This window comes from Corynebacterium endometrii (genome assembly GCF_004795735.1).
In the GTDB taxonomy this organism is placed as follows: Bacteria; Actinomycetota; Actinomycetes; order Mycobacteriales; family Mycobacteriaceae; genus Corynebacterium; species Corynebacterium endometrii.
The window spans coordinates 2,428,321-2,448,053 of record NZ_CP039247.1 but is presented as its reverse complement, the minus strand read 5'-3'; the positions used below and the strand labels follow the sequence as shown (position 1 = coordinate 2,448,053).

Genomic DNA, 19,733 nt, shown 5'->3' with positions numbered 1-19,733 from the left:
AGAATTGCTTGCCGGGGATGCGCCCTATTAGTAAGGGAGAACGAATCCCACGATAAGAGCCACTAGCCCGATGCCCATGAAGGAGTAAGGGGTAAGACTTACGCCGGATCCCAAGAAGAGTAAGGCCGCGCCAACGATCATGGTGACCGTTCCCACGGCCATCAGGCCGCTTTTTAGCATGTAGCGGCCTTCATAGCGGATACGTACTCCGTCAATTCTTTCCTGAGGGCGTCCATGTCATCGACGCGGGACGGGGTGCTCTCGGCATCGCCGTCGGCGGTTTCACGTGAAACGTGCCTGTCGATGATCTTGGTGATAGCGGAACCGGTGATGGCACCAGCCGCGCCGGCGGCGATGGCCTCCTTCACGTGGTGTGGCTCTGAGATGCCGAATCCCAAAAGGACGGGGGCGCCGCCGAAACGCTTAACGTTAGCCACTACCTCATCGAGGCCCAGGGTCTCTGAGGCCTTTTCCGTGCCGGTGACTCCGTCGCGGGAGATGGCGTAGATATACCCCTGGGACAACCTTGCCACGCCTTCCAGTGTGCGTTCCGAAGCGCGGGCTGGGGCGATGAAGATGGGATCGATCCCCGCCGCATTAGCGGTATCGGCGAACAGCTTGCCCTCGCGTACTGGGACGTCCGGGATAAGGATGGAGTCCGCGCCGGCCTCTTTGAAGTCCGCGTAGAAGCGTTCGAGGCCGCGGGTGAAGGCGACGTTACCGTAGATGAGCATTCCGATGGGGATGTCCGGGAATTCCTGGCGGACGCGCTTGATGATCTCGATGCAACCATCGACGGTAGCTCCCCCGGCGAGCGCGCGGATGTGCGAGGCCTCGATGGTTGGGCCGTCTGCCACCGGATCGGAGAATGGGACGCCCAGCTCGAGCGCATCGGCGCCCGCTTCGATTACGGTGCGGATGACCTCCAGGGAGACGTCTGGGGTTGGATCGGAGAGCATGACGAATGGGACAAAGGCGCCCTCGCCGCGTTCGCTGAGGCGCCCGAATAGTTCTTCGTAGCGAGTCATTAATTGTCCTTCAGGATTAGTTCTGGATGTTCTTCGAGGGTCTGGCGAACGTGAGGGATGTCCTTGTCGCCACGGCCGGAGAGCGAGACGAGGATGGTGATGTCCTCATCCTTCCGCTTGAGCGCGTAGGCCAGGGCGTGGGAGGACTCGAGCGCCGGGATGATGCCCTCTTCGCGCGAGAGGAGCTGGAAGGCCTCGAGGGCCTCAGCGTCGGTGATACCTACGTACTTGGCGCGGCCGGTCTTGTGGAGGTAGGCGTGTTCCGGGCCCACGCCCGGGTAGTCGAGTCCGGCGGAGATGGAATATGACTCCTCAACCTGGCCGTCCCCGTTGCGCATGAGGTAGGAACGCGCACCGTGAAGGATGCCGACGGTGCCGTTATTGATGGTTGCGCCATGGTGGCCGGAATCGAGGCCCAGGCCGCCCGGTTCGGCGCCAACGAGTTCCACGCCGTCCTCGTCGATGAAGTCCGCGAACATTCCAATTGCATTGGAGCCGCCACCCACACATGCCACAACAAGGTCGGGAAGCCCGCCGGTGCGCTCTAGCATCTGGGCCTTGGCCTCGGTGGAGATGATGCGGTGGAATTCCTTCACGATGGTTGGGAAGGGGTGTGGGCCGGCCGCGGTGCCCAAGAGGTAGTGGGACTCGTGGAACGTTGCGGTCCAGTCGCGCAGCGCGGCATTAACAGCGTCCTTGAGGGTGCCGGAGCCCGAGTCGACGGAGACCACCTTGGCGCCCATGAGTTCCATGCGGAAGACGTTTGGCTGCTGGCGGGCCACGTCCTTGGCTCCCATGTAGATAACGCATTCCAAATCGAGCAAAGCACAGGCGAGCGCGGTGGCGGTGCCGTGCTGGCCGGCGCCGGTTTCGGCGATGATGCGGGTCTTGCCCATACGCTTGGCAAGCAGCGCTTGGCCCAAGACCTGATTGGTCTTGTGGGCGCCGCCGTGGACCAGGTCCTCGCGTTTAAGGAAGATGCGGGCCTTGCCGCCGAGCTTTGTGGTTTCGGTCAGCGGGGTTGGGCGGCCGAGGTAGTCCTTGAGCAGATCCGAAAGTTCCTTTTTGAACTCCGGATCGCTCTGGGAGTCGACGAATGCCTTCTCCAGTTGATCGAGGGCGGGGATCAGGGATTCGGGGACAAACTGCCCGCCAAACTCCCCGAAGTATGCCGGGAGCAATGTTTCACGTGAATCAGTCATATCTTTCCTTTAATCGGTGTATGCGCGAATTGTAGCGAAGGCTCGGGCAATCTTTCCGGTGTCCTTAACCCCCTTGGTCGTTTCCATGCCGGAGTTGAGATCGAGGCCCGCGGTGCCCACCGCGAGCGCCTGGTCGATGTTGTCGAGGCCGATGCCGCCGGCAAGGAGGGAGCGCTCCTTGAGTTCGGCGGGGATCGTTGACCAATCGAAGCTGGTGCCGCTGCCGCCCTCGCGCGCGTCGAGGACAAGAAGGTCTACTTCTTCTGCGATGCCCTGGGCGTGCTCGGGGCCGCCCTCCCCCGTCATGGATACGGCGCGCCACACGTCAAGGCCGGTGGCGCGGGCCCGGGCGATGAGGGCCCTCTCCGCCTCGAGGCTGCCCTGGTATGGCGCGTGGAGCTGGATTGCGCGAACGCCGTCGAGGACTAGCTCATCGAATTTGTCCGTGCGGCGGGACACCGCAACGTACTGTAGGTCCGGCTCGGCGGCGATGATCTCGCGCGCGGTTTCACGTGAAACGTTGCGCGGGGACGCCTCCTCGAAGATGAGCCCGCCGTAAATTGCGCCCGCCGCCCGCGCGGCTTGTGCGGCGCGTGGAGTGGTAAGCCCACAGACCTTGTTGTCGCCATAGACGAGCCGACGGGCGGCGAGGTCAATGTCAGGCTCGCCGGTGAGTTGGGAGCCGACGAGGAAGGCGTCGGAATGAGAGCCCAAGCGGCGGACCGTGCGATTGTCGCGGATGCCGGACTCGGACACCACGATCTTTCCCTCGGGTATGTAGTGGCCGAGCTGTTCGGTGCGGTCCAGATCGATGCTCAGATCGTGGAGGTTGCGGTTGTTGATCCCAATGATGTCCACGCCGAACGCCACGGCGCGGTCCACCTCCTCCTTCGTGATGGCCTCGGTAAGCACGTCCAGGCCGAGCTTGTCGGCCAAGGCCTTGAGCTCCGCGTAGGTTTCATCGTCCACGATGGACATCATGAGCAAGATGGCGTCCGCGCCATAGTATCGCGCGGCGTACACCTGGATTGGATCGATGATGAAGTCCTTGCACAGCACCGGCAGGTGGGTGGACATTGCCACGGTTTGCAGGTGGTCATAGTCCCCTCCGAAGCGCTCCGGTTCGCAGAGCACGGAGATGCCGGCCGCGTACCGCGAATAGATGCGCGCTATGGCGCCCGGCTCGTAGTGCTCGCGAATCAGGCCCAGCGAGGGCGATGCGGATTTGCACTCCATGATGAAGCGGTTGCCCCCCTTGAGGGAGTCATAGAGGGAACGCTCGGAGCGAGGCAGGGAGTCGAGGTCCACGTGGGCAATGCGTTCACGGATTCCCTCGAGGTGGGTCCGCCGCTTGGCGACGATCCCCTCGAGCACCGTGGGGAGCGCTTTCCCGGTTTCGCCGGAGTTAGGCTTCGCCATAGTTTGCCTCCTCGTGCTTGGCCAGCCATTCGTGCGTCTGTCCGGAGGCGATGACCTCCTTGGCGTGGGCCACGCCCTCCCCTATCGTGTCGAAGCGTCCGGCGAGGTAGAACATGCCGCCGGCGTTCGCTGCGATCGCATCGACGTGGGCCTGTGCGCCGTTGCCCGCGAAGACATCGCGGATGAGCTTCGCGTTGGTAGCCCCGTCGCCGCCTTCGAGGGAATCGAGCGGGTGCTCCGGCAGTCCTAGTTCGTCCGGGGTGACGGTGTACTTTTCAATCTCGCCGTCGCGCAACTCCCAGATGGTCGTTGGTCCGTGTACGGCGATCTCATCGGTGCCGCAACCGTGCACTACCAGGGCGCGCCCGCGGCCGATCTCCTTAAACGTCCGCGCGATTAATGGGCCGTGATCAGGATTGGCCACGCCCATGATCTGGAGTTCGGGGCGGGCTGGGGCGAGCACTGGACCAATGGTATTGAACAAGGTGGTCACACCCAGGGATTTGCGCACCGGCTGCACGTGCGCCACGGAAGGGTTGTAGGCCGGGGCGAAGAGGAAGGTGAAGTTGGAGGCCTCAAACTGGCGAACCGCGCGCTCCGGGTCAAGGTCAAGGGGAATGTTCAGTGCCTCGAGTACATCCGCGGAGCCGGACTTGGAGGAGACGGAGCGGTTGCCGCACTTGACCATCTTCACGCCATCGGAGGCGGCCAGCAGGGAGGCCGCGGTGGTGATGTTGATGTTATTGGCTCCATCGCCACCGGTGCCGGCGGTATCCATGAGGCCCTCGCCGGTGATCGGGAAGGGGCGTCCGGCCTTGAGGAAGGCCTGCGCCGCGCCGGCCACGTCCGCGAAGGTCTCGCCGCGCGTGCGGATGCAGGTCAACAGCGCCGCGATGTGGACGTCATCATAGTCACCCACGGTCAGCGGGGTGAAGGTCTCAATCGCCTGCTCGAGCGTCGGTTCTTTAGTATCCAGGAAGCGCTGCAGGATCTTCAGGGAGTTCTGGCTGGTCATTGTTTAATCTCCTTGTCGTTTGGGGCTATGAGTTTTGGGGTTTGGTTAAGTCTGTCGCGTCTGCGCACTCGCGCGCACACCGGGGTTCATTCCCGCCGCCCCGAGGCTTGGACCAGCGCCTCAATACAGCGCTCAAGCATGATGGGGCCGGTGGGGGTAAGGATGGACTCTGGGTGGAACTGCATTCCAAAGGCCATGCCGTCCTGGGTCTCGGCGGCCATGACCACCTCACCAAGGTCGGTGGCGGTGGTGGCTAGCGATACGAGCCCGGCCGGTGGCTGAACGCACCCAAGCGAGTGATAGCGGGCCACCGGCACCTGTGTGCCCACGTAGTCCGCTTGATCGGGCTCGCGGTCCACGGTCAGGCCCTCGAATACCGGGTGGCGCGCGCCCTCTGGCGTGAGCGTCATGTTGACGGATTTTCCGTGGACGGGCCCGCAGGGCTCTACCCTGCCGCCGTGGTGGTCCAGCAAGGCCTGGAAGCCCAAGCAGATGCCCAGCAGCGGAACCTTGCCCAGGGCGCGGTCAATGACGTCCATCATGCAGCCGGCCTCGTGCGGGTGGCCGGGGCCCGGGGACAGGCAGATGACGTCAGGGTTCGCGTCGAAGACCTCATCGGAGCTGACGGTATTGCGGAAGACCGTGATGTCATAGCCTGCCAGTGCGTCCACCAGGTTGTAGACAAAGGAATCGTGGTTATCGATGAGGACAACCTTGGTGTTGTTGTCAATCAACGGACTACCTCCAGTTGTGCGCCGTGGGCTTTGGCAATTGCGTGCAGGACGGCATACGCCTTATGCAGTGTTTCATCGGCCTCGGACTGCGGGACCGAATCGCGGACCACACCGGCGCCGGCCTGCACCACGGCCGTGCCGTTTTTCACGAATGCGGAACGGATGACGATGCAGTTGTCCATCGAGCCGTCACCCTTGAGATACCCCACGGCGCCGCCGTAGGAACCGCGGCGTGTGGTTTCGATGCCGCGGATGAGTTCCATGGCTCGCAACTTCGGCGCTCCGGTCAGCGTGCCCATGTTCATGCAGGCGCGGTAGGCGTCTAGGGCGTCAAAGTCTGCGTGGAGGGTGGCGGTGACGCGGGAGACTAGGTGCATCACGCGGGAGTAACGGTCCACTTGGAGCAAGTCGGCGACACGGCGGGTTCGCGGTTCGGCCACCCGCGCAAGATCGTTGCGGGCAAGGTCAACGAGCATGGAATGCTCCGCGATCTCCTTATCATCGGTGCGCATCTCGAGCTCGTTGCGAATGTCGAGCTCATGGTTGATGGTGCCGTCAGGGTTTAGGCCCCGCGGGCGCGTGCCGGCGATGGGATACAACATGACTTCACGGTTGTGCGCGGTGAACTTCAGGTTGGATTCCGGGGAAGCCCCAAAGAGTTCGTAGTCTGCGCCGCGCACGTAGAACATGTAGGGCGAAGGGTTGGTCTCACGCAGCTGGCGGTACGCGGCAAACGTATCCGGGCACTCCATGCTGAAGGTGCGCGCGGGGACCACCTGGTAAATATCGCCGGCGTGGATATGGCCCTGCAGCTGGGTGACGTGACCGCGGAAGGTTTCATCATCCACGTCCGCGACCGCCCTGATGCTCTCTAGCTGTGGAGCGTCCGGGAATTCCGCATAATCATCCGCGGCGCGTTCGACCAAACGGTCCAACTCCTCGTTGAGGGCGTCCCTATCAATGCCCACTCCCAGGACCCGTGAGGTGGCCGCCAAGTGGTCGATGTGCATCAGGGTCTCGGCCACCACGAACTCGTAATCCGGATACTCATTTGGCCCCTCCCCAACCTCGGGGAGTTCCTCAAAGGTCTGGAGGTAATCGAAGGCAAAGCCGCCGCCCACAAAAGGCAACATGTCCGTCCGGTAGCCTCCGTCTAATTGCAGCTTGCGCAGGACCTCTGCGGTGGAGGTGGCCAGCAGGCGCTCGCGTTCGTCGTGCGCCTCGGAGCGGGTGAAGGCGAAGGTGGCGGTGGACGGGGTGAGCTCGGTCGCGAAGGGCTCTAACTGGCGCGCCAGGCGGTCTAGCATGCGCTGACCGGTGGGGGTTAGGGCCTGGGCTTGAACCACCTGGTCGTTGCAGGTGACCTTCAGCGCCGCCTTGAGGACGGCGATGCAGTTGACGTTCTTCTTCGACTCGATATCCGCGGCCTCGAGCAGCAAGGAATCGCGCTCCTCGGCCAGCGTGTGGAACATCGCTGCGGCATCAAAGTGATAGCTAATGTCACGCGAGGCGGTAAAGAACTCCTCGCTTTGCGGTGACGGTTGGGTCATGGTGGCCTTTCGCGGATGAGGTGCGTTACGGGCTGTGCTATAAGGTGGGGCCACCGCATGAAAAATGGCCCGCCTACAGCGAGCCAGCTAAAGATTCGTGGAAGTTGACCGTGGGGTCAGCTAAGAAGGGGGCTCGCTTCTACGCGCGCCACCACCAGTTGCCGAGGGTGCCATGGGACTTCATGCCGAATACCTTAGCACAGGCCGGTGCCATGCGCAGTAGTTTATTTCGGCCCAGCAGCCTTGGCCCTCGGCCCGCTCCCCGGCCGGAGACCGGGCTGCGAGCATCGGGTCCCCATTGCTCTGGCGGTACTCAGCGGCGGTGGTATCCGGGGCGGAGTTTTAGGCGTCGGCTTTCAACGCGATCCCGGCACCCTATCGGCCACACGCGTAGGGTGGGGCCATGACTGTTAATACCGCTGAAGTTTTAGCCAAAGTCCCGACCGGCCTCCTAATAGACGGTCGGTGGGTTGACTCCGTAAGTAATGAGACCCTGGACGTCACCAACCCGGCCACGGGCGAAACCCTGGCAACCCTGGCCTCCGCGTCCGAGGAAGACGCGCGCCGGGCCCTGGATGCGGCCGCCGGGGTCCAGGCCAAGTGGGCGAAAACCCCAGCGCGCGAGCGCGCGGAAATCCTGCGCCGAGCCTTTGAATTGGTTACCGAGCGCCGCGAGGAGTTCGCCGCGCTCATGACCCTCGAGATGGGCAAGCCCCTTTCCGAGGCCCGGGGCGAGGTGGATTATGGCGCGGAGTATCTCCGGTGGTTCTCCGAGGAGACCGCGCGTCAGTACGGCAACGCTTTCCGCTCGCCCGACGGCACCACCAATATCATTACCCGCCGCAAGCCCGTGGGCCCCTGCCTACTGATTACCCCGTGGAACTTCCCTCTGGCGATGGCCACCCGCAAGGTGGCTCCCGCCGTGGCTGCCGGGTGCACCATGGTGCTCAAGTCCGCGAAGCTGACCCCGTTGACGGCGCAGTATTTTGCCCAGACGATGATGGATGCGGGACTGCCCGCCGGGGTGCTTAACGTGGTGACCGGAAAGTCCGCGTCCGCCATCTCCGGTCCCGTCATGTCCGATAGCCGCCTGCGCAAGATCTCCTTCACCGGCTCCACCTCCGTGGGCAAGACCCTGCTGAAGCAGGCCGCGGACAACGTGCTGCGCACCTCGATGGAACTTGGCGGCAACGCGCCATTTCTTGTATTCGAGGACGCCGACCTGGACCAGGCGGTGGACGGTTTGATGGCGGCGAAGATGCGCAACATGGGCGAGGCGTGCACCGCGGCCAACCGCGTCCTAGTGCATGAGGACGTGGCCGAGGAGTTTATCGAGAAGGCGGCCGCGAAGCTCAAGGAGTTCACTGTGGGCAATGGCATGGATGAGTCCGTGACCTGCGGTCCGTTGATTGAAGAGTCCGCCGTGGAAAACCTGGTCGCCCTGGTGGCGGACGCCAAGGACAAGGGCGCCGAGGTAGTGGTGGGCGGCAATCGCCTTGAGGGGGACGGCTTCTTCTTTGAGCCAACGCTCATTACCGGCGTCACGCCAGAGATGCGCGTGGTGAAAGAGGAGATCTTTGGCCCGGTTATCGCAATCCAGACCTTCTCCACCGAGGACGAGGCCCTGTCGATGGCCAACGACACGGAATACGGCCTGGGTTCCTACGCCTTTACTGAGGACTCTGACCGCCTGTGGCGCGTGGCTGATGGCCTCGAGTTCGGCCTCTTCGGCGCGAACGTGGGCGCATTTTCGAACGCCGCCGCCCCGTTCGGTGGTGTCAAGCATTCCGGCATGGGCCGCGAGGGCGGCGCCGAGGGCCTCGATGAATACACCGAGGTTCAGTACATGTGCGTCCGCAACCCGTATTAATACGTCCGCAATCCGTATTAATACGGGTAGGGGAATCTAGCCCCTTTTGTCCAGCATCTCGATGAGTTGGACCTGGTGGACCTCGGGCAGGCATCCCACTTTTACTATGTGGCGCGCAAGCTCGAGGTCCCCCATCTTTGCCCGGTATGCCATGCCCATGGTCACGTCATGTTTTGGCGAGCCCTCAAAGGTGATTTCGTCGCCGGCGGCGATTGTTCCACCCTCGATAACCCGGAAGTAAGAGCCGGCGTCGCCGCGCTCCGAAAACATCTTCAGCCAACCGCGCTCCCCTAGCCATCCGGCGAACGTGCGGCATGGGGTCCGCGGGATGGAAACCTCCAGCATCGCCTCCCCCACCCGGAAGCGCTGTCCAATGAGCGCGTCCTTCCACACCACGCCCTCCGTTGTGAGGTTCTCGCCGAAGCTGCCATCCGCGAGCCCGCGGCCCAGGCGCCCCTCCCAGTAGTTAAGCTCCTCGCGCGCGAACCCGTAGACGGCCTTGTGCTCCCCGCCGTGCCACTTGGTATCTCCAATGAAGTCACCCTCCACGCCCGAACCGTCCCCATAGTTGGGCCCCGGGCGGAAGACCGTGATGCATGGCTCCGGCCTCTTATCTATTCCGCTCTTGCGGCCCGCCCCTCCGGGATCGGCCAGCGGCGCGGCAACGTTGGTGGAGATGACGCGGGCTATACGTTTCACGTGAAACCTCGGTTCGGGTCGGCGGCTGTGCCTGGGTCCTGGGCCGCGGCGGGTCTGTGTGTACAGGATTTTAGGCCGTGGAGCGCGGCTTGGCAGCCTATTTGCGCCGCGGTTTTACAATCGCGAACCCATCGGTAGAAGTACCCGGCGGCGATTGACGGCGTCCGTCTGCATCTCGATGCCCCTTGCCCTCAGGCAGGCCGGACTTCAGATTGAGCAAACGCGAGTCCGGGTTTCACGTGAAACCGTCCCGCGGCGCGCGATGTAGCGGTGATTCCACAGGGGGCTTACACCAGAACCGTGATTACCCCAGTGGCGATAAGCGCCATGCCAACGCTCCAGACGATGATGGTTACGGTTTGCCATATGATGACCTGACGTTTGGTCGCGCCGAAGGATATGAGCAGGATGGTGGTCAGTGCTGACGGCAGCCAGACCTCGGCGATGAGGCTAACGAGGGGAACGCCGTACCGGTTGTAAAGGTGGTGAATGCGCTCTTTTTTGCGCGCCTGGCGTTGAGGGGTGATTTTGTCCCGGAGGTAATTAGACAAGGATGCAAAGACAAGCATCGATACGAGGTTGCCGGCAATGGCGGAGATCGTTGCGGCTACGGGCTGAACGCCAATAGCGATGCCTAGCACGGCGGCCCCGTGGCCTTCGAATAGTGGGATTGCGCCCGCGACTAGGATGGCGACCCACTGCAGTGGCTCCGGGAAAGACTGGGTGAAATTCCAGACTGTATTGGTTATAGATTCGACCATGCCTCGGTCCCCTTTCGCGGGTGGTTTAGTGCGGGTTTGGTACACTGTGCTATGGAGTGTAACAGGTTTTAGCACGGTGTGCTAGTACAGTGTGTGAGGTGGCATGTCTAGAAGAGACGATATTGTTGCGGCAGCGCGGAAGATTGCGGTAACCGAGGGCGTGGAGGCAATCAGCGTGCGGCGCGTGGCCGCAGCCGCCGGCATCGGCGCGAGCACGCTGCGCTACTACTTCCCCACGATCAAGGATCTGTTTTCGGCCCTTGCCAGCGGTAACCTCGATGATTATCTTTCGAGCGAGGGCCTTGAGGACGCCTCTGTTCCTGCGGTCGACCGCCTGACGGGCCTCCTAATGCAGTTCTTGCCGCCGAACGATGATGGCGTAGGGCAGCTAGAGACCGTCCTGAGCGTCCACCAGGCCGCATTCGAATCGGGCAAACTCGTGGGCTCGGACGCGTTGCGGGACCTTAACGAAAGCGGCGAAGCGATAGTCACCGGCTGGCTGATGAAGCTCCGGGAGCAAGGCGCAACCCTCAGTATTGATCCGGGCGAAGGGGCGCGCTTGCTTCTGGCTATGACCAACGGCCTCGCCCTCGAGCTGATCGCTCGCGCGCCGGGTTTTACTATCAATGACGCCAGGCAACGCCTCGGGCTCCTGGTGCGCCTGATTGTGAGCGAGGAAAAGTAGCCCGGCCGCGCCCATTGATTTACGCCCATTTATTCCGGAACTAATCCCCCTGTTTTAGCCGGCGCGTTTGAGGGCGCGCCCCATGGGTAGGATGTCACAGCCCAGGATCGCCGTGGCGGGAATCGGCGCATCGGCAAGCGAGTCGTAGAAGCGGGTCAGCCCGCGTGGGGATTCGACGATCGCGTTGGCCACCAGCTGGTAGCGCCCGCTGCAGGCCGCCACGAAGCGGCACACGCCCGAGGCGTAGAGGTACTCCCCCAGCGCGCGAACGTGGCCCGGGGAAACCTGGAACCAAAAAAGGGCATCGCCGGTGCGGCTCAGGGCGTCCGGGTGGATATCGGCCTCGAAGTACGCCACACCGTTGGCGATCAGTTTGCTGCGGCGCCGCGAGACCGTAGCTTGATCCACGCCCAGCTGGGCCGCGAGCTCGGTCGTGGAAGCGCGCCCATCGCGGGAGAGGAGCTCGAGCAGGTGGCGGTCTGCCGCGTCGAGCGGCTCAGGGCTGGTGACCACCGCGCCGGGCGCACCCCACACGGTAAGCAGCTGGTGCATGTGAATTGCGCCCTGGCCCAGGCCGGCGCGCAGCCGGGTCAGGAACTCCGCTTCGGGATTCAGCGTGGTCAACGCGCCGCAGGTAAGCTCGCCGCCATCAAGGCTAAAACGCACCCAGCGCGTGGTGGGAACTCGGGCGAGCTCGCGCGCAGCGCGTTCTAGCTTGTCCGGGCTGGCCTGAATGCGCATCAACCAGGCCAGCCGCCCGCCGAACCCGGGCAGGGTACGGCCCACCACGCGCACTATCCCGCCGCTGTGCAGCCTTCGGTACCTGCGCGCCACGGTGTGCGCGGAGACCCCCAGCTCCTGCGCCCACTGCGCGTAGCTGGCCACCGGAGCGCGGATTACCGCGGCAATTAGTTGCCGATCCACCTCGTCCAGCGCGCCGGGAGATGAGGGATCAATGCGCGGTTTATCCATTGCTTGAGACCTTTCTGCGTTGCAACGCTGATTGTGTCACTATTATGCATCGCTTCGTTAACCGCGCGCGCGGGCTTTTAACCTGCGCGGAATGAAGATGAATGAAAATTCGGAAGTAGAAGAGGCGCAGGCGTCCAATCAGGGGGAGCGCCGCGAGCCCGCCCCGGCCGGTCAGGTAGACCGGCCCGGCCTGCTGGTTGCGGTAGCGGGAGTGTCCTGCCTGACGGTGACCCTTCTACAGTCGCTCGTCGTGCCGGCCATTCCGCAATTCCCGCAGATCCTGGGCGCTACGCCCACGGCGGTTTCCTGGTCAGTGACGGCAACGCTGCTCAGCGGCGCCGTGGCCACGCCCATCGTCGGAGCGTTGGCGGATAGGCTCCCGCGCAAGCAGGTGATGGCGGTAACCATGGCGGTCGTGCTGGTGGGTTCGCTGATCGCACCCCTGGGCGGAATTGGCATGCTGATTGCCGGCCGCACATTGCAGGGCATGGGCACGGCGCTGATTCCCGTGGCGATGGCCGAGATGCGCCACAGCCTCTCGGGCCAGCGACTGAGCCAGGCGTTAGCGCTGCTGAGTGCGATGCTAGGCATCGGCGGTGGCGTGGGCATCCCGCTGGGCGGCGTGCTCATTGAGAACTTTGGTTGGCGCTCAATGTTCTACTTCGCCGCGGTGGCCGCCGCGCTATGCATGGCCTTGATTCTGTGGGCCGTCCCTTCGGCAAGCGCCGCACCCGCGCGCGGGTCCTTTGACTTCCCCGGCGCCATTCTCCTAGCGCTGGGTCTTTGCGCCACGCTGACCGCCATCTCCCAGGGCAACGAGTGGGGTTGGGGCAGCGCGCTAACTATTGGCCTGCTCATCGGCGGTGCAGCGGTACTGGTTGGCTGGGCATTCGTAGAGCTTCGCCGCCAGAATCCGCTGGTCAATCTCCGCACCACGGCCCAGCGCCCGGTGCTGCTGACGAACGCGGCCTCCATCCTGCTGGGAACCTTGATGTTCACCAACCTCTTGCTGACCACGCTTGAGCTGCAGAACCCCGTAGACCAGGGCGGCTTCGGATGGGCCACCGCCGCGGCGGGTCTGGCCATGCTGCCATCCGCGGCGGTGATGCTCGTGACCGCGCCTATCTCCGCGCGCCTGGCTAGCTCCTTTGGCCCCCGCATCGTACTGGTAGCTGGTTCGGCCATCACCACCGCCGGATACCTCCTGCGACTGGTGGCCGCCCCGCACCCCGCGGTGCTCATCGTGTGGGCAACGGTAGTATCCCTCGGCGTGGGCATCGGTTACGCGGGCCTGCCTATGATGCTGGTCAAGCACGCTCCGGTCGAGGAAATGGGCCAGGCCAACGCGGTCAACGCGCTTATGCGCTCCATCGGCATGGCGCTGGCTTCCGCCATGGTGGCCGCTGTATCTGCCTCCCTTGCCATCGAGGACGTGCCTACCGCGGGCGCTCTTGGCCTGTTGGCCGGAATCGGCATCGCCATGGGTGTGGTCTCAACCGCACTGTCCTACGCTGCGCGCTCGGGGAAGGAATAAACCCGCAGGTTTTCGAGCGATATCGCTAGGGTGGACAGTATGAGTAACACGGAGCAGGCCCCGGAAAAGATGCAATGTGCCGCCCGGCCCGGCAACGCCGCGGTGGAGATCATCACAAGCCGTGAGGTGCCGCTTGGCGGACCGCGCGCGATGCCGGTTCGCCGCACCCTGCCGCAGAGGAAGCGGTCTCTCATTGGGGCGTGGTGCTTCGTGGACCATTACGGCCCGGACGATGTTTCGGTCACCGGCGGGATGGACGTGGCCCCTCACCCGCACACGGGATTGCAGACGGTCAGCTGGCTGTTCGAGGGCGAGATTTCCCACCATGATTCCGGCGATCATCACGGGACGGTGCGCCCGGGCGAGCTCAACCTTATGACTTCTGGCGCGGGCATCGCGCACTCCGAGGTCTCCACCCCGGAGACCACCACTTTGCACGGGGTGCAGCTATGGCTCGCGCTGCCGGATTCCGCCCGCTCCACCGCGCCTCGAAACTTTGAGCACTACGCGCCGCCGCTGCGTGAGGTTGAGGGCGGCCAGGTGCTGGTCTTCCTCGGCGAGTTAGCCGGCGAGCATTCCCCGGTGGAGACCTTCAGCCCACTGGTGGGCGCGGAGTTGCGCATTGCCCCGGGCCAGACCATGGCGCTGGGGGTCAATCCGGAATTCGAGCATGGCCTGCTGGTCGATGCCGGAGAGGTGGAGCTAGAAGGCGTGGCGGTTCAGCGCGCCGAGTTGGCCTACACCGGACTGGGCGCGGAGGTGCTCCATGTTTACAACGGCGGGCAGGACACGGCCCGCTGCCTGCTCATCGGTGGCGAGCCTTTCGGCGAAGAAATTCTGATGTGGTGGAACTTCGTGGGCCGCACCGACGATGAGATTCGCGAGTTCCGCCAACAGTGGCAGGACCGCACCGAGCGCTTCGGCCAGGTCCCTGAATACGTGGGCCACGGAGGCCCCGGCCGCAACTCCGAGGGCATGAGCTGGCTACCCGCCCCCACCTTGCCGAATGCCACCATACGCGCCCGCCGCAACCCCGATCCGGTTGCCCGCCCCGAGAATGGCGACGGTAGCTAGAACCGGCCGGCGCAGGGCCTTGGCCTTAGGGTTACGGCCTTCGCGAGGTCGGCGCCTTGAGAGCGCGGGCCACCCCGGCTAGGCGTTCACGGAAAGCCGGGCTGGTGCGGAAGACAGCTGAGACGCGACGTATGAACCGCGATGCATGAATGATGCATGAACAAGGAATAAGGAGGACCCAAACCAACCATGTCAGACCAACCTGAAGCAACAGTCATTGATACCCACGCGCACGTATACCCCGCGCGCTACCTGGACCACCTGGAAGAACTTGGTGTGCCCGCGGCCTCGACGAAGATCGCCCGCAATATGCGCGCCAGCGACGAACCCGCTGAAATGTCCGCACGCCTGGCGCAAATGGATGAAGCCGGCGTGCGCCTACAGGTCATCTCCGCTACTCCACAGAGCCCGGAGTTTTCCGGCGTGGGCGGCGTTAGCCAAGCGCAGGCGGTTGGCGCGGCGCGGATGGTTAACGATATCTATGCGGAATTAATCGATGCCTACCCGGGTAGGTTCCTGGCCTACGGCGCGGTGCCCATCGGCTTTCCGGAGGCGGCCGCTGAGATGGCGGCGGAACTCGCCGAGCACCCCGGATTTGTGGGCGTGGCCATCAACGCAATCTTCCAAGACCCGGACGCCTCCGTGGCGGAGGAGCGCTACTTCCCCCTCTACGAGCAGCTGGCAAGTACCGGCAGCGTGCTCTACATCCACCCCACCGGTCAGGCCGCCCACGCCCCCGGCATGCGGTCCTGGGGCCTGGATTGGGTCAACGGTGCACCCATGGAGGATGCGATTGCCGCGCTGCAGTTGATGAAGCAGGACGTGCCGCGCAAATTCCCGCAGATGCCAATCCACATCGCCCACCTTGGCGGCGATCTCCCCTTCCTAGCCCAGCGCCTAGAGGATAATTTCGAGGATTGGGACTCCTTCCCCACCTCACCGGCGCAGACCCTGCGCGAGCTGTGGTTTGACTCCGCCAACTTCACCCCCGGCGCCCTGCGGCTTGCCGAGGAAATCTACGGTGGTTCCCACCTGCTGACCGGCTCCGATTACCCGTACTTCCAGGATGAGAAGTACACGCGTTCGGTGACGTACATTCCGCGGGCCGGGCTCGGTGACGCCTTCAACGACTCCCTCTGGCGGGGCAACGCGTTGAGCCTTTACGGCCCCAAGCTAAAGGCCGTATTCGGCGAGTAAACGTAGTGATGCTCTTCTACGGGTGGGGTCTGGGGATTCGGCCGTGGCCTTCACACGCCACGGCCGTGGTGCGCGCCGAGTATGTGGCGGGTTGGCGCGCCGCGGGATTCCGGGCATAATTGTCCCCCTTCATGGTGTCCCAGTTACTGCCATCCACCTGCGGCTACTACACTGGGGCGTTATGACTAACCCGAGTGATTCCACTGCGCACCGCTACACCCCAGAGTTAGCCGCCGAGATCGAAAAGAGCTGGCAGAGCTACTGGGAAGAACACGGCACCTTCCATGCCCCGAACCCGGTTGGCGCACTTGCCACCGATAAGCCGCTGCCGGAGGACAAGCTCTTTGTCCAGGACATGTTCCCGTACCCTTCCGGCGCGGGTCTGCACGTGGGCCACCCGCTGGGCTACATCGCGACTGACGTGTTCGCGCGCTACAACCGCATGCTGGGCAAAAACGTGCTGCACACCCTGGGTTATGACGCGTTTGGCCTGCCGGCCGAGCAGTATGCAATCCAGACCGGTACGCATCCACGCACCACCACGATGGCGAACATCGAAAACATGCGCCATCAGCTTTCCATCCTGGGCCTGGGCCATGACGCCCGCCGTTCAGTGGCCACTACTGACACTGAGTTCTACAAGTGGACCCAGTGGATCTTCTTGCAGATTTACAACGCGTGGTTTGACGAGGAGCAGCAAAAGGCCCGTCCGGTCTCGGAGCTTATTGAGGAGTTGGAATCCGGCCAGCGCCAGACCAAGGCTGGCGAAGACTACGCCACGTTGAGCGAGGAGCAGAAGCGCGCGGCGGTGGATGAGTTCCGCCTCGTTTACCTTTCTAACTCCACGGTGAACTGGTGCCCGGGCTTGGGAACGGTGCTGGCGAACGAGGAGGTCACCGCGGAGGGTAAGTCTGAGCGCGGTAACTTCCCGGTCTTCCGCAAGAACCTGTCCCAGTGGATGATGCGCATCACGGCGTACACGGACCGCTTGCTCGATGATCTTGAGCTCCTAGATTGGCCTGAGAAGGTCAAGTCCATGCAGCGCAACTGGATTGGCCGCTCCCGTGGTGCTGAGGTGACCTTCACGGCGGAGGGTCACGAAATCGAAGTCTTTACCACCCGCCCTGACACCCTGTTCGGCGCCGAATATGTGGTGCTTGCGCCCGAGCATGAGCTGGTCGACGCGCTGGTCTCCCCCGTTACGTACGACGCTGATGTGGATTCCCGCTGGACCTACGGGAATGATAATCCTGCGGACGCCGTCGAGGCGTACCGCGCGGACATTGCCGCCAAGTCTGATCTGGAGCGCCAGGAGAACAAGGAAAAGACAGGCGTATTCCTGGGCACCTACGCCGTGAACCCGGTTTCCGGCAAGCGGGTCCCAATCTTCATCGCAGACTACGTCCTGACGGGATACGGCACCGGCGCCATCATGGCGGTTCCGGCGCACGATACGCGCGACTATGAGTTTGCCACCGAGTTTGGCCTGCCAATTACCGAGGTAGTCTCCGGTGGTGACGTCACCCAGGAGGCCTACACTGAAGACGGCGTGCTGGTGAACTCCGCCAATGATGAGGGCCTGGATCTCAACGGCAAGAATAAGGCTGAGGCGATTGCCGCGACGATTGAATGGCTTGCCGAGAACGGCAAGGGACGCGAGAAGGTTCAGTTCAAGCTGCGTGACTGGTTGTTTGCCCGTCAGCGCTACTGGGGCGAGCCCTTCCCCATTGTCTACGATGAAAATGGCCAGGCACACGCCCTTCCAGAGTCCATGCTGCCGATCGAGCTGCCCGAGGTTGAGGACTACAAGCCGGTATCCTTCGACCCGGAGGATGCTTCATCGGAGCCGCAGCCACCGCTGGCTAAGGCCCGCGAGTGGGTTGAGGTTGAGCTCGATCTTGGTGACGGCCTGAAGAAGTACACGCGTGACACCAACGTCATGCCGCAATGGGCGGGTTCCTCCTACTACCAGCTGCGCTACATCGATCCGGTCAACGATGACAAGCTGGTGGACCTGGAAAATGAGCGCTACTGGACCGGCCCCCGCCCGGAGCGCGGCGGCGAGAAGGATCCGGGCGGCGTGGATCTGTACGTCGGCGGCGTGGAGCACGCCGTGCTGCACCTTTTGTACTCCCGTTTCTGGCACAAGGTGCTCTACGACCTAGGCCATGTGACCTCCAAAGAGCCGTACTACCGCCTGTTCAACCAGGGCTACATCCAGGCTTACGCATACACGGACTCCCGTGGCGTGTACGTGCCTGCCGCCGAGGTTGAGGAGAAGGACGGCAAGTTCTACTACAACGGTGAAGAGGTAAACCAGGAGTACGGCAAGATGGGCAAGTCCCTGAAGAATGCCGTGGCTCCGGATGAGATCTGCCGCGACTTTGGCGCGGACACCCTGCGCGTCTACGAGATGGCGATGGGTCCGCTGGATACGTCCCGCCCGTGGGCCACTAAGGACGTGGTTGGTGCGCAGCGCTTCCTGCAGCGCCTGTGGCGCCTCGTTATCGATGAAACAAGCGGGGAGCTGGCCTGCACGGATGCCGAGCTGACCAAGGAAGACCTCCAGCAGCTGCACCGCACCATCGCCGGCGTGCGTGATGATTACGCCAGCCTACGTGATAACACCGTGGTCGCGAAGCTGATTGAGTACGTCAACTACGTCACCCGCACCTACGGCGGCGCGCAAGGTAAGGGCGCACCGCGGGCCGCGGTTGAACCTCTTGCCATCATGGTCTCCCCCGTTGCCCCGCATATCGCGGAGGAACTGTGGAAGCGCCTCGGCCACGAGGAGACCATCACGTTTGAGTCCTTCCCAACCTTCGATGAGAAGTACCTGGTGGATGACGAGATTGAGATTCCGGTCCAGATCAACGGCAAGGTGAAGGCCCGCGTCAACGTTGCCACGGACGCTGAGCAGGATGCGGTCATCGCCGCCGCCCTGGCCGATGAGAAAATCGCCGCGATCACCGAGGGCAAGGACATCATCAAGAAGATTTACGTCCCTGGCCGCATGGTGAACCTGGTCGTGAAGGGCTAGCCGCCGGTTCGGTTAGCGAAGGTGCTTTCAGTCGGGCGCCCGCTCCCCATCAGTCCCCGTTCGGGACGCGGCGGGGGCGGGCGCCTTTCTGTGGCGCAAAGTACTAAGAACGCTTCGCCGGCCGGAGCAATCCTAGGATTGCTCCCCTGACTCGTAACGGGACTGCCAGTAGCCCACGGTGGCGGAAACGAAGGCGGTCCCGGCAAAGACATTGCCGGCGGCCGGTTCAGGGGAATCGCCGCGCGCCGGGAGGATCAGGGCCAGGGTGCCCGTGGGTAGATTCACGTCGCAGACGTAAAAGTCCGTGCCGGTGATGCCATTGGTGCGGCGTTCCACGGCGGTAATCTCTGCGGCGAGGGTGGCGATGGGGGTCACGCGGCGAGGATTGAAGTCCTTGTGGAAACGCTCCACCGACTCGGAATAGAGCACCTCGGGGACGATGGTGTCCGGGGTGGCGGAGCCGTCAGCAGTCGCCACGCCCTGCTCGCGCCACTGCTCCACATCGTTGAAGAGGGAGTACTCCAGGCCCCATGCGGACAGCTCAAGTTTGTCCGTGAACAGTGCCTCTCCGCCAACGGGGTTGCCGGGAGGAAGGTGGAAGGCTTCATCCGTTGAAGCGGCGACCTGGTTGTAGACCTCCCCCTCGGGGCCCTGCCCCGGGCGGCGCAGCTGGACCAGTATCAGGTGGTCAATGACGCGATACGCGCTGGCGATTAGCGGCTTGCCCGTGGAGAAAGCCACAACGGACGGGTGGCCGAGGTTTGAGTCAAATACGCTCACGCGCACGCCGGATTCATCCTGGTGGCTGACTACATTGTCGTAGAAATCAGTCTCGTAGTCACTCGCCCCAAATTCCTCTTTGAGGTAGTGGTCTAGGTCGGTGAAATCATCTTCGTCGAAGCCGATTGCGTAGTACGGGTCGTAAGCCATGGTGCCCATCCTAGCGGGCGGTT

17 protein-coding genes are annotated in these 19,733 nt (G+C 63.3%); 6 read left to right on the top strand and 11 right to left on the bottom strand.

The genetic code is table 11. From position 1 onward, the window contains the following. Positions 1-27: 27 nt before the first annotated feature. The 7 genes from CENDO_RS11220 to CENDO_RS10940 all read right to left on the bottom strand — a co-directional run bounded on the left by CENDO_RS11220 (position 28) and on the right by CENDO_RS10940 (position 6,948). Entirely contained in the window at positions 28-180 is a 153-nt protein-coding gene (locus CENDO_RS11220; RefSeq protein WP_168707208.1) for a hypothetical protein, read from the bottom strand. After that, a complete protein-coding gene (gene trpA, locus CENDO_RS10965; protein ID WP_136142046.1) occupies positions 174-1,028 on the bottom strand; it encodes a tryptophan synthase subunit alpha in 855 nt (284 codons plus the stop codon). The genes CENDO_RS11220 and trpA overlap by 7 nt, the downstream gene beginning before the upstream one ends. Beyond that, positions 1,028-2,230 carry a tryptophan synthase subunit beta gene (gene trpB / locus CENDO_RS10960; protein WP_136142045.1) on the bottom strand — a complete coding sequence of 401 codons (1,203 nt, stop codon included), beginning with the start codon at positions 2,228-2,230 and terminating at the stop codon, positions 1,028-1,030. The genes trpA and trpB overlap by 1 nt, the downstream gene beginning before the upstream one ends. A 9-nt stretch (positions 2,231-2,239) precedes the next feature. Next, positions 2,240-3,649 carry a bifunctional indole-3-glycerol-phosphate synthase TrpC/phosphoribosylanthranilate isomerase TrpF gene (trpCF, locus tag CENDO_RS10955; RefSeq protein ID WP_136142044.1) on the bottom strand — a complete coding sequence of 470 codons (1,410 nt, stop codon included), beginning with the start codon at positions 3,647-3,649 and terminating at the stop codon, positions 2,240-2,242. Continuing rightward, positions 3,636-4,664: an anthranilate phosphoribosyltransferase gene (gene trpD / locus CENDO_RS10950; RefSeq protein WP_136142043.1), complete on the bottom strand. Its 1,029-nt coding sequence runs from the start codon at positions 4,662-4,664 to the stop codon at positions 3,636-3,638. The genes trpCF and trpD overlap by 14 nt, the downstream gene beginning before the upstream one ends. Positions 4,665-4,750: 86 nt before the next feature. After that, positions 4,751-5,398 carry an anthranilate synthase component II gene (locus CENDO_RS10945; RefSeq protein WP_246014298.1) on the bottom strand — a complete coding sequence of 216 codons (648 nt, stop codon included), beginning with the start codon at positions 5,396-5,398 and terminating at the stop codon, positions 4,751-4,753. Beyond that, positions 5,395-6,948 (bottom strand): anthranilate synthase component 1, encoded by a 1,554-nt coding sequence (locus tag CENDO_RS10940; RefSeq protein ID WP_136142042.1) that lies wholly within the window; start codon positions 6,946-6,948, stop codon positions 5,395-5,397. The genes CENDO_RS10945 and CENDO_RS10940 overlap by 4 nt, the downstream gene beginning before the upstream one ends. A gap of 403 nt (positions 6,949-7,351) precedes the next feature. On the opposite strand from CENDO_RS10940, the gene CENDO_RS10935 reads away from it, so the two are divergent. Next, positions 7,352-8,818 carry an NAD-dependent succinate-semialdehyde dehydrogenase gene (locus CENDO_RS10935; protein WP_136142041.1) on the top strand — a complete coding sequence of 489 codons (1,467 nt, stop codon included), beginning with the start codon at positions 7,352-7,354 and terminating at the stop codon, positions 8,816-8,818. A gap of 36 nt (positions 8,819-8,854) precedes the next feature. Here CENDO_RS10935 and CENDO_RS10930 read toward each other — a convergent pair whose 3' ends face one another. Both CENDO_RS10930 and CENDO_RS10925 read right to left on the bottom strand, forming a co-directional pair. Further along, on the bottom strand, positions 8,855-9,517 hold the full coding sequence (locus CENDO_RS10930; protein ID WP_246014296.1) for an MOSC domain-containing protein: 663 nt from the start codon (positions 9,515-9,517) through the stop codon (positions 8,855-8,857). Between the two features lie 287 nt (positions 9,518-9,804). Then, positions 9,805-10,278, bottom strand: coding sequence for a hypothetical protein (locus CENDO_RS10925; protein ID WP_136142040.1), 474 nt, complete (start codon positions 10,276-10,278; stop codon positions 9,805-9,807). A 103-nt stretch (positions 10,279-10,381) separates the two neighbouring features. Here CENDO_RS10925 and CENDO_RS10920 point away from each other — a divergent pair, with 103 nt between their 5' ends. Next, on the top strand, positions 10,382-10,963 hold the full coding sequence (locus CENDO_RS10920) for a TetR/AcrR family transcriptional regulator (RefSeq protein ID WP_136142039.1): 582 nt from the start codon (positions 10,382-10,384) through the stop codon (positions 10,961-10,963). Between the two features lie 54 nt (positions 10,964-11,017). On the opposite strand, the gene CENDO_RS10915 is transcribed toward CENDO_RS10920, so the two are convergent. Then, complete coding sequence (locus CENDO_RS10915; protein ID WP_136142038.1) at positions 11,018-11,935, bottom strand: Lrp/AsnC family transcriptional regulator; 918 nt, start codon at positions 11,933-11,935, stop codon at positions 11,018-11,020. Between the two features lie 91 nt (positions 11,936-12,026). Here CENDO_RS10915 and CENDO_RS10910 point away from each other — a divergent pair, with 91 nt between their 5' ends. From CENDO_RS10910 to leuS, 4 genes are all read left to right on the top strand, one after another. Next, complete coding sequence (locus CENDO_RS10910) at positions 12,027-13,469, top strand: MFS transporter (RefSeq protein WP_136142037.1); 1,443 nt, start codon at positions 12,027-12,029, stop codon at positions 13,467-13,469. Between the two features lie 39 nt (positions 13,470-13,508). Beyond that, positions 13,509-14,543 (top strand): pirin family protein, encoded by a 1,035-nt coding sequence (locus CENDO_RS10905; RefSeq protein ID WP_136142036.1) that lies wholly within the window; start codon positions 13,509-13,511, stop codon positions 14,541-14,543. 189 nt (positions 14,544-14,732) lie between these two features. Further along, positions 14,733-15,740, top strand: coding sequence for an amidohydrolase family protein (locus tag CENDO_RS10900; RefSeq protein WP_136142035.1), 1,008 nt, complete (start codon positions 14,733-14,735; stop codon positions 15,738-15,740). 181 nt (positions 15,741-15,921) lie between these two features. After that, positions 15,922-18,780 (top strand): leucine--tRNA ligase, encoded by a 2,859-nt coding sequence (gene leuS, locus CENDO_RS10895; RefSeq protein WP_136142034.1) that lies wholly within the window; start codon positions 15,922-15,924, stop codon positions 18,778-18,780. A 132-nt stretch (positions 18,781-18,912) separates the two neighbouring features. Here leuS and CENDO_RS10890 read toward each other — a convergent pair whose 3' ends face one another. Next, positions 18,913-19,710, bottom strand: coding sequence for a hypothetical protein (locus tag CENDO_RS10890; protein ID WP_136142033.1), 798 nt, complete (start codon positions 19,708-19,710; stop codon positions 18,913-18,915). Between the last annotated feature and the right edge of the window lie 23 nt (positions 19,711-19,733).

What these genes read in the sequence shown, in the direction of transcription:
- leuS (WP_136142034.1), top strand. Translation starts at nt 15,922, where the DNA reads ATGACTAACCCGAGTGATTCCACTGCGCACCGCTACACCCCAGAGTTA.
- trpB (WP_136142045.1), bottom strand. Translation starts at nt 2,230, where the DNA reads ATGACTGATTCACGTGAAACATTGCTCCCGGCATACTTCGGGGAGTTT.
- trpCF (WP_136142044.1), bottom strand. Translation starts at nt 3,649, where the DNA reads ATGGCGAAGCCTAACTCCGGCGAAACCGGGAAAGCGCTCCCCACGGTG.
- CENDO_RS10925 (WP_136142040.1), bottom strand. Translation starts at nt 10,278, where the DNA reads ATGGTCGAATCTATAACCAATACAGTCTGGAATTTCACCCAGTCTTTC.
- CENDO_RS10920 (WP_136142039.1), top strand. Translation starts at nt 10,382, where the DNA reads ATGTCTAGAAGAGACGATATTGTTGCGGCAGCGCGGAAGATTGCGGTA.
- CENDO_RS11220 (WP_168707208.1), bottom strand. Translation starts at nt 180, where the DNA reads ATGCTAAAAAGCGGCCTGATGGCCGTGGGAACGGTCACCATGATCGTT.
- CENDO_RS10905 (WP_136142036.1), top strand. Translation starts at nt 13,509, where the DNA reads ATGAGTAACACGGAGCAGGCCCCGGAAAAGATGCAATGTGCCGCCCGG.
- trpA (WP_136142046.1), bottom strand. Translation starts at nt 1,028, where the DNA reads ATGACTCGCTACGAAGAACTATTCGGGCGCCTCAGCGAACGCGGCGAG.
- CENDO_RS10940 (WP_136142042.1), bottom strand. Translation starts at nt 6,948, where the DNA reads ATGACCCAACCGTCACCGCAAAGCGAGGAGTTCTTTACCGCCTCGCGT.
- CENDO_RS10910 (WP_136142037.1), top strand. Translation starts at nt 12,027, where the DNA reads ATGAAGATGAATGAAAATTCGGAAGTAGAAGAGGCGCAGGCGTCCAAT.
- CENDO_RS10915 (WP_136142038.1), bottom strand. Translation starts at nt 11,935, where the DNA reads ATGGATAAACCGCGCATTGATCCCTCATCTCCCGGCGCGCTGGACGAG.
- trpD (WP_136142043.1), bottom strand. Translation starts at nt 4,664, where the DNA reads ATGACCAGCCAGAACTCCCTGAAGATCCTGCAGCGCTTCCTGGATACT.
- CENDO_RS10890 (WP_136142033.1), bottom strand. Translation starts at nt 19,710, where the DNA reads ATGGCTTACGACCCGTACTACGCAATCGGCTTCGACGAAGATGATTTC.
- CENDO_RS10935 (WP_136142041.1), top strand. Translation starts at nt 7,352, where the DNA reads ATGACTGTTAATACCGCTGAAGTTTTAGCCAAAGTCCCGACCGGCCTC.
- CENDO_RS10900 (WP_136142035.1), top strand. Translation starts at nt 14,733, where the DNA reads ATGTCAGACCAACCTGAAGCAACAGTCATTGATACCCACGCGCACGTA.